17 protein-coding genes and 1 riboswitch are annotated in these 12543 nt (G+C 46.0%); of the genes, 15 read left to right on the top strand and 2 right to left on the bottom strand.

Annotation, left to right across the window (positions count from 1 at the left end):
- Positions 1 to 2 precede the first annotated feature (2 nt).
- Positions 3 to 818: a sulfite exporter TauE/SafE family protein gene (locus tag ACESLK_RS21810; RefSeq protein ID WP_373231824.1), complete on the top strand. Its 816-nt coding sequence runs from the start codon at positions 3 to 5 to the stop codon at positions 816 to 818.
- 183 nt (positions 819 to 1001) lie between these two features.
- On the opposite strand, the gene ACESLK_RS21805 is transcribed toward ACESLK_RS21810, so the two are convergent.
- Both ACESLK_RS21805 and ACESLK_RS21800 read right to left on the bottom strand, forming a co-directional pair.
- Positions 1002 to 1385, bottom strand: a complete 384-nt coding sequence (locus ACESLK_RS21805) for a DoxX family protein (protein ID WP_373231823.1) — start codon at positions 1383 to 1385, stop codon at positions 1002 to 1004.
- A gap of 11 nt (positions 1386 to 1396) precedes the next feature.
- Positions 1397 to 1738: a hypothetical protein gene (locus tag ACESLK_RS21800; protein WP_373231822.1), complete on the bottom strand. Its 342-nt coding sequence runs from the start codon at positions 1736 to 1738 to the stop codon at positions 1397 to 1399.
- Between the two features lie 337 nt (positions 1739 to 2075).
- On the opposite strand from ACESLK_RS21800, the gene ACESLK_RS21795 reads away from it, so the two are divergent.
- The 14 genes from ACESLK_RS21795 to ACESLK_RS21730 all read left to right on the top strand — a co-directional run bounded on the left by ACESLK_RS21795 (position 2076) and on the right by ACESLK_RS21730 (position 12526).
- Complete coding sequence (locus tag ACESLK_RS21795; protein ID WP_373231821.1) at positions 2076 to 2471, top strand: MerR family transcriptional regulator; 396 nt, start codon at positions 2076 to 2078, stop codon at positions 2469 to 2471.
- 19 nt (positions 2472 to 2490) lie between these two features.
- Positions 2491 to 3477 carry an arsenic resistance protein gene (locus tag ACESLK_RS21790; RefSeq protein ID WP_373231820.1) on the top strand — a complete coding sequence of 329 codons (987 nt, stop codon included), beginning with the start codon at positions 2491 to 2493 and terminating at the stop codon, positions 3475 to 3477.
- 52 nt (positions 3478 to 3529) lie between these two features.
- A complete protein-coding gene (locus ACESLK_RS21785) occupies positions 3530 to 3985 on the top strand; it encodes a putative iron-sulfur cluster-binding metallochaperone (RefSeq protein ID WP_373231819.1) in 456 nt (151 codons plus the stop codon).
- 214 nt (positions 3986 to 4199) lie between these two features.
- Positions 4200 to 4631 (top strand): arsenate reductase ArsC, encoded by a 432-nt coding sequence (locus ACESLK_RS21780; RefSeq protein WP_373231818.1) that lies wholly within the window; start codon positions 4200 to 4202, stop codon positions 4629 to 4631.
- A 14-nt stretch (positions 4632 to 4645) separates the two neighbouring features.
- Positions 4646 to 4969, top strand: a complete 324-nt coding sequence (locus ACESLK_RS21775) for an ArsR/SmtB family transcription factor (protein WP_373231817.1) — start codon at positions 4646 to 4648, stop codon at positions 4967 to 4969.
- A gap of 17 nt (positions 4970 to 4986) precedes the next feature.
- A complete protein-coding gene (locus ACESLK_RS21770; protein ID WP_373231816.1) occupies positions 4987 to 6399 on the top strand; it encodes an arsenic transporter in 1413 nt (470 codons plus the stop codon).
- Positions 6400 to 6429: 30 nt separating this feature from the next.
- Entirely contained in the window at positions 6430 to 6855 is a 426-nt protein-coding gene (gene arsC / locus ACESLK_RS21765) for an arsenate reductase (thioredoxin) (protein WP_373231815.1), read from the top strand.
- 10 nt (positions 6856 to 6865) lie between these two features.
- Entirely contained in the window at positions 6866 to 7336 is a 471-nt protein-coding gene (locus ACESLK_RS21760) for an ArsI/CadI family heavy metal resistance metalloenzyme (RefSeq protein ID WP_373231848.1), read from the top strand.
- Between the two features lie 3 nt (positions 7337 to 7339).
- Positions 7340 to 7783, top strand: coding sequence for a protein-tyrosine phosphatase family protein (locus tag ACESLK_RS21755; RefSeq protein ID WP_373231814.1), 444 nt, complete (start codon positions 7340 to 7342; stop codon positions 7781 to 7783).
- Between the two features lie 102 nt (positions 7784 to 7885).
- Positions 7886 to 8335, top strand: coding sequence for a MarR family winged helix-turn-helix transcriptional regulator (locus ACESLK_RS21750; RefSeq protein WP_373231813.1), 450 nt, complete (start codon positions 7886 to 7888; stop codon positions 8333 to 8335).
- A 51-nt stretch (positions 8336 to 8386) separates the two neighbouring features.
- Entirely contained in the window at positions 8387 to 9442 is a 1056-nt protein-coding gene (locus ACESLK_RS21745) for a flavin-containing monooxygenase (RefSeq protein ID WP_373231812.1), read from the top strand.
- Positions 9443 to 9690: 248 nt separating this feature from the next.
- Positions 9691 to 10491: an arsenite methyltransferase gene (locus tag ACESLK_RS21740; RefSeq protein ID WP_373231811.1), complete on the top strand. Its 801-nt coding sequence runs from the start codon at positions 9691 to 9693 to the stop codon at positions 10489 to 10491.
- Positions 10492 to 10746: 255 nt separating this feature from the next.
- Positions 10747 to 10832, top strand: a riboswitch (cyclic di-GMP riboswitch).
- Between the two features lie 83 nt (positions 10833 to 10915).
- Positions 10916 to 11620 (top strand): response regulator, encoded by a 705-nt coding sequence (locus ACESLK_RS21735; protein ID WP_373231810.1) that lies wholly within the window; start codon positions 10916 to 10918, stop codon positions 11618 to 11620.
- 444 nt (positions 11621 to 12064) lie between these two features.
- Positions 12065 to 12526: a hypothetical protein gene (locus ACESLK_RS21730; protein ID WP_254366596.1), complete on the top strand. Its 462-nt coding sequence runs from the start codon at positions 12065 to 12067 to the stop codon at positions 12524 to 12526.
- The last annotated feature ends 17 nt before the right edge of the window (positions 12527 to 12543 follow it).

The raw sequence follows: 12543 nt of genomic DNA, 5'->3' as shown, positions 1-12543 counted from the left end.
AAATGAAGATGAAAGGTAAAAAATCGGTGCTTGCTTTGTTTACGGGAGCCCCTATCGGTTGTTTAGGCGGCCTGATCGGACTAGGAGGTGCGGAATTCCGCCTTCCCGTGTTGATGGGATTATTTAAGTATTCAGCACGACAAGCCGTTGCTCTGAACTTGGCAGTTAGCCTTATCACACTGTTATCATCATTAGTTTTTCGGCTGCCGAACGCACCCTTAAATCAACTTGTTACACACATACCTGTCATTCTCTCGCTCATTGCTGGTGGTATGATAGGGGCTCATAAAGGGGCGCAATACTCCAAAAATTTGTCAGAACGGGCACTGGAAAAAGTTATTCTGTATTTGCTCATAGGTATTGGCTTACTACTAATTACAGAATCGTTCTATCCAGTTGTTACAGGCGGTTTACCCATGCCAGCCCTGCTCTCTATTGTGGTAGGAGTCGCTTTCGGTTTAGGCATTGGAGTCGTCAGCAGTCTACTTGGCGTTGCTGGTGGAGAACTAATCATACCCACATTGATTCTTATTTTTGGGTTGGATATTAAAGTTGCCGGAACGGCCAGCATCATAATTAGTTTGCCTACAGTCTTAATCGGGTTGCTTCGGCATCGTTCCAACGGAGCATTTACGGATAAACAGGAAATAAGAGCGCTTGTCCTTCCGATGGGTATTGGTTCAATTATAGGCTCATTCATTGGTGGGACCCTGATTATATATGTATCCGGTGGAATCTTAAAATTGTTTTTGGGGACTATTTTAATCGTCTCCGCATGGAAGATGTATCTTAAGACAAAACGAAAGCATTCAATATAATGATTCATCTGATGGTGTTGCTTCTAAAAGGAGCAACACCATTTTTTTTGCCTCTATCGAAGTTTCGAATTAATTTTTGGAAACGGAACATCGCTAATTCTCAGCTTTTTATTGTGTAGCTTTTGGTGCTAACCTATACTGAAAATAATAATAAAGTGCCGATCTCCATCCAATGATGAAACGCTACTGAACCTTGAATTTACGGCTCGGTGGACGTAGTACCCAAGATACTACAATAAGTACAAGAAAGATTAATGGTGAAGCAATTTGAAATAGGCTGTCTCCTACGAAGGCGTGTGATGCCGACGCACCAACAAGATCGAAGACAAAGCCCGCGTAAGCCCATTCTTTTAGGCGTGGAAAGCGCGGTATTACGATAGCGATTGACCCCAAGATTCTTCCAATTCCCAAAAAAATTAAGAAGTAGACCGGATAACCGAGATGGTTCATTTCCGCCACTTGATGCTCTCCATGGGTGATAAAGAGTAAGCCACCGATGAATAAAAGCCCCGCACCTAATATGGTGGTTATCCAATATGCGGTTGTTTTCATTTTTCCGTCTATCATTTGCTGATCTCCTATGATTGTCCGGTTATCATGTTTATATTTGATTGAATGTCCGTTTGCAAGAATGCTTTTGCTTCTTCGTTTCCTATCAGCTGTAGCAAAACCGGTTCCTCTTCATCCCTAGCGATAACCGAAAATGTTAAAAACGGACAGCATTTCCGTTCCATGCTTACCCATTCATTGATGAGCCGAAGCGTTTCCGGGTCTCCTGGGAAGTGATATTGGTTCCCGTCTTCAAGCTCCGTAATGCCAAGCCTTCTTGTTTCGAGCTCTCCCCAAATGCTTTTGTACTCTACCCGCTGTTCTTTTGTAAAGACCGTGTGGCAGCAAGCGACCGGTATTTCTTTGTTCATGTTCTTTATCTCCTTTCACTTTGCGCAGGACTTGCAGTTGCATCCTGTTTTTATGCAAGCTGATCCGTTTGCCTTGCGCCTCTGATAAATAAAGACTCCTGCTATCACAAACGTAAGAGCCATACCTGCCACAACAAACGGATTCAAAAAGAAAGATGATACCCATAAGACAGCGGCACCCCCAAGCAGCGGCAACGCGCAGCACAATGCGCATGCACCTAATAATCCAAGCCCGGCGAGCCAATCCCCTTTTTTCATTTACATCACCTTTCAATTGAAGTTATAATATATTTTAATCATAAAACTTAAAGTTAACTTTAAGTCAAGAGGTGTTGTTATGGCTGGACTTAGCATTGGGCAGCTCGCGGCAAGGGCAGAAGTAAACGCATCGACACTGCGTTACTATGAGACCGTTGGGTTAATTCCTGCTCCGGAGCGTAAAAACGGCCAGCGCCGGTATGATGAAAGGCTGCTTGACCGCATTAATTTCATTAAAGTCGCTCAACAAACCGGATTTAGCATCCAGGAAATCGCTGTTTTATTAGAGGGCTTTGAAACAGATGATTCGCTTACCGAGCGATGGGAACAGATGGCGAAGCAAAAACGCTCTGAACTTGAGGAAAAAAAGAAACAAATCAATTCCATGATACAAATTCTAGAAAACGGTTTAAGCTGTAAGTGTCTTACTTGGTCCGAATGTCTAGAGAAGATAGAAAATAACGGTTCGTGTTAGGAAGGGGCAGAGGCGAGAAGTGGTTTCAAGAGAACAATTAGAAAAGAATCAAGTATGGCTCTATGCTTTAGCACTAATTATTGCCGCTGGATTAGGCTTGTTATGGCCAGAATCCAGCGCAAGATTAGATCGTATGATTTCATTCGTACTTGCCATCTTAATGTATGGAATGTTTGCCCAAATACCGTTTTTTCGTTTAAAAGAGGCACTAACGAATCGAAAGTTTATTTACGCGCTACTTATTATGAATTACATAGCTGTACCTATCATAGTTTGGGGGTTAACTCGGTTTCTTCCAACCGATCCATCCTTACTATTAGGTGTATTTCTTGTTTTGCTTACTCCGTGCATTGACTATGTCATTGTCTTTACACATCTTGGCCGCGGGAACGAGAAGCTTGTTTTGGTTTCAACACCTTTACTCTTTGTTACCCAAATGCTTTTATTGCCTATTTATTTATGGCTATTTATGGGCAAGAAAGCGGCAGAAATTGTGAGTGTCGAGCCGTTTCTCGAAGCATTTTTAGGTCTTATTGTTGTTCCACTAGTACTTGCTCTACTTACCCAGTGGTGGTCAAGGCGACGACTACACGGAGAACGTTTTCTTGATGCTACAGCATGGCTTCCTGTGCCTTTTATGGCACTAACCCTTTTTGTTGTCGTTGCATCGCAAATCACCAAACTATATACCTCTTTTGATTTTATTAGCCAAGTGATTCCTGTCTATATAGCATATATGGCCATTACACCGGTTATTGCGCGTATAGTTGCTCATATATTCCGTTTAGATACCGGAGCAGGACGGGCTCTTATCTTTAGTGCAGGAACTCGTAATTCTCTTGTCGTTCTTCCTTTTGCTCTGGCTCTACCCGAGCCTCTGAACGGGATAGTGTCTGCTGTAATCGTAACGCAAACAATCGTAGAACTTATCGGGGAACTAATTTATATTCGTTTTGTTCCAAAGGTCCTTTTACGAGAACGGGATGGAAGAAAGCATGCAAAATAGTCATGTTCTCGTCCGTGCGCTCATTCAAATCAGCATAAGGAGTGATTTCTAAATGGATTGCTGTGCACCATCCAACAATACAGGAGCCGCAAGAACTGACTGCCCTTCCTGCGGTGAAAAGGGCAAGAACATACAGCTCATTACGCTAAAATCATTGCTCAAGGCTTCGGCATTAGAAAAAATCGAGCCAGAGAACTCTTACGGTTTCTGCTCGAACTCTGTTTGCTCTACCGTCTACTTCAGCATGAACCATTTGCAAACATTCGCTGAGAGCGACCTTAAGGTGCCTGTGTACCAAAAGAACCCGAGCATGAATGTGCCTGTGTGTTACTGCTTCGATTGGACGAGAGATCGACTTCTTCAAGCGGCAGGCACCCACCAACAACCTGCTAAACAAATCAAAGTTCATGTTCAGGCGGGTCGCTGTGGTTGCGAGTTAAACAACCCCCAAGGGGCTTGCTGCCTAGGAAACGTGAATGTTTTTTTAGGAGGTCTTAACAAGGGTTAATTCCGTTTAGCAACATTTATTTGGAAAGTGCCTTTGATAAAGACGAAATGGTACTGCCCCTGATTAATCAAAACAATGATCGCAGCTCCTTCCCCGGTGGCTGCTATTTTCTTTTCCAACGTTGATACTGCGATAACATTCGTCATTTAAGATCAAACTATAAATAAGCAAATAATTATATTACTATTTACAACGGTCAGGGGAGTGTGGGAGAATGAAACGGGATGTTACACGGATTTATTTCCTTTGCGGGCAAAATCGGTGCCGAAGTCAGATGGCCGAAGCCTTTGCCAAGTTTTATGGCGGGGATCATGTAGTGGTGGAGAGTGCTGGATTAGATCCTTCCAAAGAAGTGCATCCTTACACCATTGAAGCTATGCGTGAGGTAGGCATCGATCTTTCCCAGCATGTTTGCAAAAAAATTGATATGAAATTTTTTCTAGCATCGAATGCCATCGTTAAGCTATGCGAACAAATTGTGGAGCGCTGTCCTATCGTACCGTTCAAGATCATGAACGTCGAGTGGAACATCCCTGACCCGTTGGCCGTAGACGGCGGCAGCCTGGAAGACGTGAGGAGAGCGCGTGACGAGATTCGAGAGAAAGTGATCGGGTTGTTAAAAGGGATGGACATTCCCGTCGCTTAAAAGGAGTGAAGCAGTTGAGCAAACTAGAAGAAGTAGCGGATGCCTTGAAGCTATTGGGGGACCGGAACAGACTCACTATCGTAGCCTTGTTGCAGGTGAAGGAACTGTGCGTGTGCGAGATCGTGGACATTTTGAAAACGAGCCAGCCCAATATCAGTCAGCATATACGCAAGCTGCGGGACGGGGGCCTGGTCAAAGAGTCGCGCAGGGGACAGTGGGTTTATTATTCGCTCTGCCTGGAAGACAAGCCTTATATTTTGGATATTCTAAAAGTAATCCCTTCGCAAGCCACGCTGATTGAGCCTGCCGTTTGCGAAACCAACGATTGCTGTACGTAGTTCAGGAGGAAGCATAAATGGTTTATGTGGCGATTTTCATTTTCTTGGTAACGTTGCTTTTTGTCATTTGGCAACCGAAAGGATTAAATATCGGCTGGTCGGCAAGTGCCGGAGCGATCCTTGCTTTGCTCTTTGGTGTGGTCAGCTTCGCGGACGTCGGCACCGTAACCGGCATCGTGTGGAACGCCACCTTGGCGTTTGTGGCTATTATTTTAATCTCACTGGTGCTGGATGAAATCGGATTTTTTGAGTGGGCTGCATTGCATATGGCGCGGCTGGCACGCGGAAACGGCCTGCTCATGTTTGTATTTATCATCCTGCTGGGATCGGCGGTTGCCGCCCTGTTTGCCAATGATGGTGGGGCCTTGATTATTACCCCGATTGTGCTCGCCATGGTCCGGGCACTTAAGTTTGATGAAAAGATGATCCTGCCGTTTATTATTGCCAGTGGGTTTATTGCGGATACGGCATCTTTACCGCTTGTTGTCAGCAACTTGGTGAATATTGTATCCGCGGATTATTTCAACATCGGTTTTGCCGAATACGCGAGCCGCATGATTGTTCCGAATTTCTTTTCCGTCATTGCGAGCCTCATTGTGCTGTATCTGTATTTCCGGAAAAGCATCCCGAACACTTACAATCTTACGCAACTGAAAAGGCCGAAGGAAGCCATCAAGGATATGCGGCTGTTTAAGTTATCTTGGGTCATTTTAGCCGCGCTGCTCGTTGCGTATTTCATCAGCGAATTTTTCTCGATCCCTGTATCCATTATTGCCGGGGCTGCCGCGATTGCCTTTTTGTTTGCGGCAAGAAAAAGCCCTGCGATTCATACCTGGAAACTGGTAAAAGGGGCTCCCTGGGCTGTCGTGATCTTCTCTATCGGCATGTATGTGGTCGTTTATGGCTTGCGCAATGCCGGACTTACGGATGCGCTGGGCAGCGTCATTCAAGCGGTCGCAGACCAAGGGTTATTTGTGGCTACCGTAGGAATGGGCTTTATTGCAGCTATCCTGTCGTCCATTATGAACAACATGCCCACGGTCATGATCGATGCGCTGGCCATCCAAGGCACGCAAACCGAAGGATTCATTCGAGAGGCGCTGATCTATGCGAATGTGATCGGTTCGGACTTAGGACCGAAAATTACGCCAATCGGCTCACTGGCTACGCTGCTTTGGCTGCATGTCCTATCCACGAAAAACGTGAAAATCAGATGGGGCTATTATTTTAAAGTCGGCATCCTGCTAACCATTCCCACATTGTTCATTACGCTCACCGGCCTTTATGTATGGCTTTATGTTCTTCAGACGTTACAGGTGAATGTATGGCTATGTATTGCGGCGATTGTGGTCGTCCTTGTGATCGTTACAATGATCGTGAAGTCTTTTTTGGGAAGTAAACAAGCGAAAAGAGTTCATCACGGCGATTAACAAATTGAAATCAAAAGGAGATTGTTCACCATGGAGAAAAAACCGCTCATTTATTTTTTGTGCACCGGAAATTCTTGCAGAAGCCAAATCGCGGACGGGTTTTTAAACGCACTAGGCGGCAACAAATATGAAGTCAAAAGCGCAGGTCTTGAAGCACATGGATTAAATCCGCGCGCGGTGCAAGTCATGCAAGAAGCTGGCGTGGATATTAGCAAAAACACCTCTGATGTGATCGATCCGGACATTTTGAATCGTGCCGATTATGTCATTACCCTGTGTGGCCACGCCGACGAGCATTGCCCAGTGATCTCCAACAAGAACGTAACGAAATGGCATTGGGGTTTTGATGATCCGGCAAAAGCAACCGGAACGGAAGACGAAATCATGAACCAGTTCCGCAATGTTCGCGATTCGATTAAGAGCCGGATTGAACAATTCGTCAAAGAAGGGAAATAAGGTGGCGACGATGATCAAACGAATGCATGTTGCTTTAAACTGTACGGAGCTGAACAAGTCTCTGGACTTCTATCGCGCTTTTTTTGGGGCAGAACCGAGTAAGATTAAAGAGAACTACGCCAAATTCGAGTTAGAAGAACCGGCGCTTCATTTTTCGCTCAATGTACGCCCCTTTGAACAAAAGGGTGTACTGAATCACTTAGGGTTTCAAGTGAATAATACGGAAGAAGTGCTGGCCATGGGGGAGAGGCTTCGTCAAAGCGGACTGCTGCTGATTGACGAGATGAATACCACATGCTGCTATGCGGTACAGGATAAAGTTTGGGTGTATGATCCGGACGGCAACGCTTGGGAGATTTTCTACACAAAAGAAGATTCCGAATTCGAATCCGCCGGAGAAGCCAGGGATTTGTCTTTGTGCTGCGCCCCGCCAGCAGCCCCGGTTCTGATTGAGTTTGGATCGTTTAAAAAAGGAGTATAGTCCATGGCGTCTGAAAAAACCTACCATGCTTTGATTCCGGATAAAATATTCATGGGTGCGGCAAGTGACGTGGAATCGATGGTGAAAAATGAAGGGATCGACGTGATCGTGGATCTTCGCGGCGAAGCGACGGAATGCGCCTATCCAGCGGCGAGTGCGAAATGGATTCAAATTCCGTTAGCAGATCATGCCGTTATGCCGCAAGAAAAAGCCTTCGAGCAAGCGATCCAGGCCGTCACCGAAGCTTATCGCCAAAACAAGAAAGTTGCTTTTCATTGTGGCGGAGGAAAGGGACGGACCGGTACGGTAGCCGCTGGCACCTTGCTTGCCTTGGGATTAAGCGATACGCTTGACGAAGCCGAAGCCAAGGCGAAGAGCATTCGCAACATCATTGATATTAAGCCATCACAGAGAGAATCATTGCATAAGTTATATCCCGGTAAATAAGCAAGCAGGAGACCACTCAGCCGAGTGGTTTTCTTTTTGTGATTAAAAACATTTGCAATTTGCAAATAAACGTTGTATAACTAAAACATGAGGTGAATCACAGTGGAAAATGTTCGCGAACTATTTCAGATCATGACACGCCGTTTTGGGTTTCTCAATAAAAATTGCTGCTCCGCCGGTGGCTGCGATATTTCCTTAGTGCAAAGCCATATTCTTTACGAGATCGATCGTCAGCATCAACCGTCCATTCAGCAGGTAGCCGAGGCGTTAGGGACCGATATTACGACCTTTAGCCGACAAATCCAATCGTTAATCAAAATGAATTTGGTGAAAAAAACGCCCGATCCGGACGACCGCAGGGTGTATGTGCTTTCGCTCACGACAGAAGGCAAATATGTAGCCACAACGATTGACCAGCAATGTAACGCTTATTTAGCAGAGATTTTCTCTCACATGAACGATTTTGAAAAAGAAACGGTCATTCGCTCCATTAAGCTTTTGAATGAAGCGATGTCAAAATCCAGCCTATGCTGTTCCACCCCCATCGGGTGATTTCCTTTCTCTTATACTTGTAATTTGCAAATAAATCGGAGGATGTTGGGTATGAATGAGGTATTGGATACGATTGTCATTGGAGGGGGGCAGGCGGGTCTTGCATCCGGCTATCATCTTCAGAAGAAAGGACTTCGATTTCTGATTTTGGACGCGAGTGACGAGGCGGGCGGTTCGTGGCCGCGTTATTACGATAGTCTCAAACTGTTCTCCCCGGCACGCTTTTCGTCGATGCCAGGCATGAAGTTCCCCGGCGATCCGAATGGTTACCCCAAGCGTGATGAAGTCATTCGTTATTTACAGGATTACCGGGCAAGTTTTCAATTGCCGGTCCGAACCAATCAGCGCGTAGCATCGGTCGAAAGGGATGGAGAAGGGTTTACGGTCCGTACGATGGTAGGGGATACGTTTCGGGCGCGCACCATCATTAATGCGACCGGCTCCTTTCACAATCCCTATACGCCAGTTGTGCCGGGGCAGGAGGCGTTTCAAGGCCGCACACTTCATTCCTCCGAATATCGGAATCCGGAGCCATTTCGCAATCAACGCGTAGTGGTGGTCGGGCGCGGCAATTCTGCCGTACAGATCGGTGTTGAACTGGCCGAGGTGAGCAAGACGTCTTTAGCGGTACTCCGGCCGGTCCAATTCATGAAATCGAGGCTGTTGGGTCAGGATGTTCATTTTTGGATCAAACTGATTGGGTTTGACACCTTTCCATTTTGGCGGTTCGGGAAAACCGCGCCGAGTTCAAGTGCGGTGAACGATTCGGGCGGGTACAAAGAAAAAGTAGCGGCAGGAAATCCGGATCAACAACCGATGTTCACATCCTTTTATGAGGATGGCGTCATTTGGCCGAACGGGACAAAAGAGCCGGTGGATACGGTGATCTTTGCGACAGGCTACCGGCCACATCTTCCCTACCTTCAAGCGATTGGCGCGCTGGATGCGGAAGGAAGGCCGTTACATCAAGCAGGCATAAGCGACGTTCCGGGGCTTTATTATGTGGGGTTGGAAGGGCAGCGTTCCTTTGCTTCTGCTACCTTAAGGGGGGTGGGGCCGGACGCACAGTTTGTTGTTAAAAAGCTTTTGCATCATCTTAAACACTGAATACTTATATTTTTTGATAAAAGGATGGGACCGACTTGAACCTCAATTGGTTTGCTGCGGAAATGCTCATGAAACAACGCCAAAGGGAAATCGAACGATCGGCTAGAGAAGCGTGGAAATGGCCAGACGCTATGCAAAAGCAATCGGTCCGATTCTTTAGTAGGCGGCCAATCATTCGTGCAACACCAACGGCTTGCTGCGCTGCGAGCTGCTGTTGATTGTATAAAAAAACTAAGGAGTGATCTTTCATGAATCAAGTGAGTAATGATCAAATTCGTCAAAACGTTCGGAATCGGTATAAAGAAATCGCCTTACAGGACGTAGGGGCGGGGTCTTGTTGTACGCCAGCGCCAGCCAATGATTGCTGTGGTTCAGCCGCGGATGTTTCCGCTAAAATGGGCTACTCGTCAGAAGAATTAACAGCCGTTCCGGATGGGGCGAATCTGGGCCTCGGCTGTGGCAATCCGCAAGCCATTGCCGCTTTGCAACCGGGAGAAGTCGTGCTGGACCTGGGCAGCGGCGGCGGGTTTGATTGCTTTCTTGCCTCCCGTCAGGTGGGCGCTTCCGGCCGCGTCATTGGTGTAGATATGACACCGGAAATGGTCAGCCGCGCCCGCGAAAATGCCAGCAAAAGCGGATTTACCAATACAGAATTTCGGCTAGGCGAGATCGAGCATCTGCCGGTTCAGGACCACTCGGTTGACGTGATTATTTCAAACTGTGTCATTAATCTGTCCCCATCGAAGCAGCAGGTTTTTGACGAGGCGTTCCGTGTGCTGCGTGACGGCGGCAGACTGGCCATATCGGATGTCGTGGCAACAGCCGATTTTCCGGAAGAAATCAAGCAGGATATCGACCGTATCTATTCAGGGTGTGTTTCAGGAGCTTCCTCCATCGGCGAACTGGAGGCCATGCTTACGCAAAGCGGTTTTACCCAAATTGAAATCGAACCTAAAGATGAATCCCGGACGTTCATCAAGGATTGGATTCCAGGCGCAAATGTCGAACAATACCTGGTGTCCGCCGCAATACGTGCCATCAAGCCTTGAGCCATGACGGGCCGAGCTGTTACAGCTCGTATTGAGCCGAACATGTTACGGCATTAAATAATAAGGCGCTGCCGGTTAGCTGGCAGCGCCTTCGCCTTTGCTTAGCGTATATTTTCGTTAAAATGTGGCGAGACCCCCAAAAGAAGAGGGTTGCGCTATGTTCGAACATACGTTAATAAGGTGTGACACCAAGCAAACTTTTTGGCATCTATTGAAATATGGTAAAATAAATCAATACAAATATGTCGAATAGACTAGGAAAAAAGGCAAACCTGATCGAAAGACAGGGACGCAAAGCCACGGGTCTTCTGCACTAGTGCAATGATCGCCGGGTTACCCTCTCAAACACACCAAGATGACAAGCAGGCACGCCAGTGAGGGGGCGTGTCTTTTTGTCATTTGAAATTAAAAGAGGTGATCGATTATGAACAAACAAACAAGCTTTTCTGTAGAGATAAAAGATATGATCCGTAGGAACGGGAGTATCAAAGTATTACTGGCGGATGGTGACCTAGCTTGGCAACAGCGACTCGCTATGTTGCTTGAATCCGAGCCAGATATTTATTTATCTAACATCGTTTCGACAAAAGAGGAAGCGATTCGAGCGAGTGTACAATTAGACGTTGACGTCATGATCTTGGAAATGATTTTGAATTCGCCCAAACGAGACGGGCTGGACGCCGCAGCGGAGATTCTCAGAAATAAAGAGTTACCGATTATTGTCCTTTCTTCGATACATGATCCGGAAGTCATGGTCGATGCAGTTGTTGCCGGAGCGGTCAATTATATTACAAAGTCCAACTATATGGACATACCGGTTGCGATCAGAGAAGCGCACCGACGTCAGTCCTCTCTCCATGCGGATGTCGCGAAGATAATCCGTAGTGAGATCGAGCTTATAAAGCGAAAAGAATTGCATTGCATGCTCACACCTACGGAAAAAGAAATTTTGCAACTCATAGGCTTGGGCTATCGACAGACAATTATCAGAGAATTACTTGGCATTACTTCGAACACCCTAAAATCGCACGTTCGGCATATCACTCGTAAATTCGACACCCGATCCATTCGAGAAGCTGCTGAGAAGGCGAAACGAAGAGGTCTGTATGATCAGCACTATGCTACTTGATTTAATGGGACTGAAATTGAAACAAGCTTTGGGAAAATTCGAGGATTTTCGACAAAAATATCATGGCAGAGGGTGACAAAAAGATCACCCTCCCCATTCGAACTAATAATAGGTAAAATGAAAGGGGAATCTGAGGAAAAATAGGAATATTATCCCGTACCAAAGGAGGTGAAGAGAAAAAAGATGAATGCTGGAGATTGTTGTCGTGAATCGGAGTCTGAAGTAAATCAAAATGGGACAGGCTCTCGTAAAATGAAGAGGATGGTGCCTTTAACTTACGAAATTATGCGGCTGTCCCCAATATAACAATGAAGGGATGATCGTCATGTATCAATTAGAAACGGAGCGTGAATTATGTTTATTAACATGGATTGATTTGCACTTCATTCAGCAGTTTTGCGGAAGGAGAGTTGTAGTATTTCTTGGAATTGGGGAGGGTGTTTGATGAATCTTACTCAACAGTCCATCCCCTATGAAAAAGTGGAAGCATGGCTTATGTCCTATAGTGATTGGAAAGCAAGGTTGGAATATGCGCAGGCAGAGCTTAAGCATATTCCGGGATTAACGAGGGCTTTGCATGAGTGGGTGAATCATGGCAATGGAAGAAAACAAGAACCATTGTTGCGTACGGTCATTCATCGGATTGAGATCACTGAACATGAAATCCCGTTGCTATTATCGAGAATCGGATTGATCGATTACGCTTTCTCGGCTCTCACCACAGAGGAAATTTTGTTCGTTCGTCTACGATATTTGGATAAACTGGCGCTTTCGGTCATTATGGATCGCATTGCACTTTCCCGCCGCGCGTTCTTTTATCATCGGAAGCGAATTCTGCATAAAGTATATCGAAAAATCAAAGATCGGGCAGTCCTGTTGGAACTGGATTCCTTTGGAGAAGACTGATCATATCATTACTTCAG

Source organism: Cohnella sp. (assembly GCF_041640265.1).
Classification (GTDB): Bacteria; Bacillota; Bacilli; order Paenibacillales; family Paenibacillaceae; genus Cohnella.
The sequence above is the reverse complement of the archived record's forward strand: the minus strand, read 5'-3'. Positions and strand labels throughout refer to the sequence as shown.

Bases quoted from the DNA above. Each gene is read 5' to 3' on its own strand.
- ACESLK_RS21770 (WP_373231816.1), top strand. From the start codon at position 4,987: ATGGTTTATGTGGCGATTTTCATTTTCTTGGTAACGTTGCTTTTTGTC.
- ACESLK_RS21755 (WP_373231814.1), top strand. From the start codon at position 7,340: ATGGCGTCTGAAAAAACCTACCATGCTTTGATTCCGGATAAAATATTC.
- ACESLK_RS21780 (WP_373231818.1), top strand. From the start codon at position 4,200: ATGAAACGGGATGTTACACGGATTTATTTCCTTTGCGGGCAAAATCGG.
- ACESLK_RS21745 (WP_373231812.1), top strand. From the start codon at position 8,387: ATGAATGAGGTATTGGATACGATTGTCATTGGAGGGGGGCAGGCGGGT.
- ACESLK_RS21735 (WP_373231810.1), top strand. From the start codon at position 10,916: ATGAACAAACAAACAAGCTTTTCTGTAGAGATAAAAGATATGATCCGT.
- ACESLK_RS21810 (WP_373231824.1), top strand. From the start codon at position 3: ATGAAGATGAAAGGTAAAAAATCGGTGCTTGCTTTGTTTACGGGAGCC.
- ACESLK_RS21785 (WP_373231819.1), top strand. From the start codon at position 3,530: ATGGATTGCTGTGCACCATCCAACAATACAGGAGCCGCAAGAACTGAC.
- arsC (WP_373231815.1), top strand. From the start codon at position 6,430: ATGGAGAAAAAACCGCTCATTTATTTTTTGTGCACCGGAAATTCTTGC.
- ACESLK_RS21740 (WP_373231811.1), top strand. From the start codon at position 9,691: ATGAATCAAGTGAGTAATGATCAAATTCGTCAAAACGTTCGGAATCGG.
- ACESLK_RS21730 (WP_254366596.1), top strand. From the start codon at position 12,065: ATGAATCTTACTCAACAGTCCATCCCCTATGAAAAAGTGGAAGCATGG.
- ACESLK_RS21805 (WP_373231823.1), bottom strand. From the start codon at position 1,385: ATGATAGACGGAAAAATGAAAACAACCGCATATTGGATAACCACCATA.
- ACESLK_RS21795 (WP_373231821.1), top strand. From the start codon at position 2,076: ATGGCTGGACTTAGCATTGGGCAGCTCGCGGCAAGGGCAGAAGTAAAC.
- ACESLK_RS21760 (WP_373231848.1), top strand. From the start codon at position 6,866: ATGATCAAACGAATGCATGTTGCTTTAAACTGTACGGAGCTGAACAAG.
- ACESLK_RS21800 (WP_373231822.1), bottom strand. From the start codon at position 1,738: ATGAACAAAGAAATACCGGTCGCTTGCTGCCACACGGTCTTTACAAAA.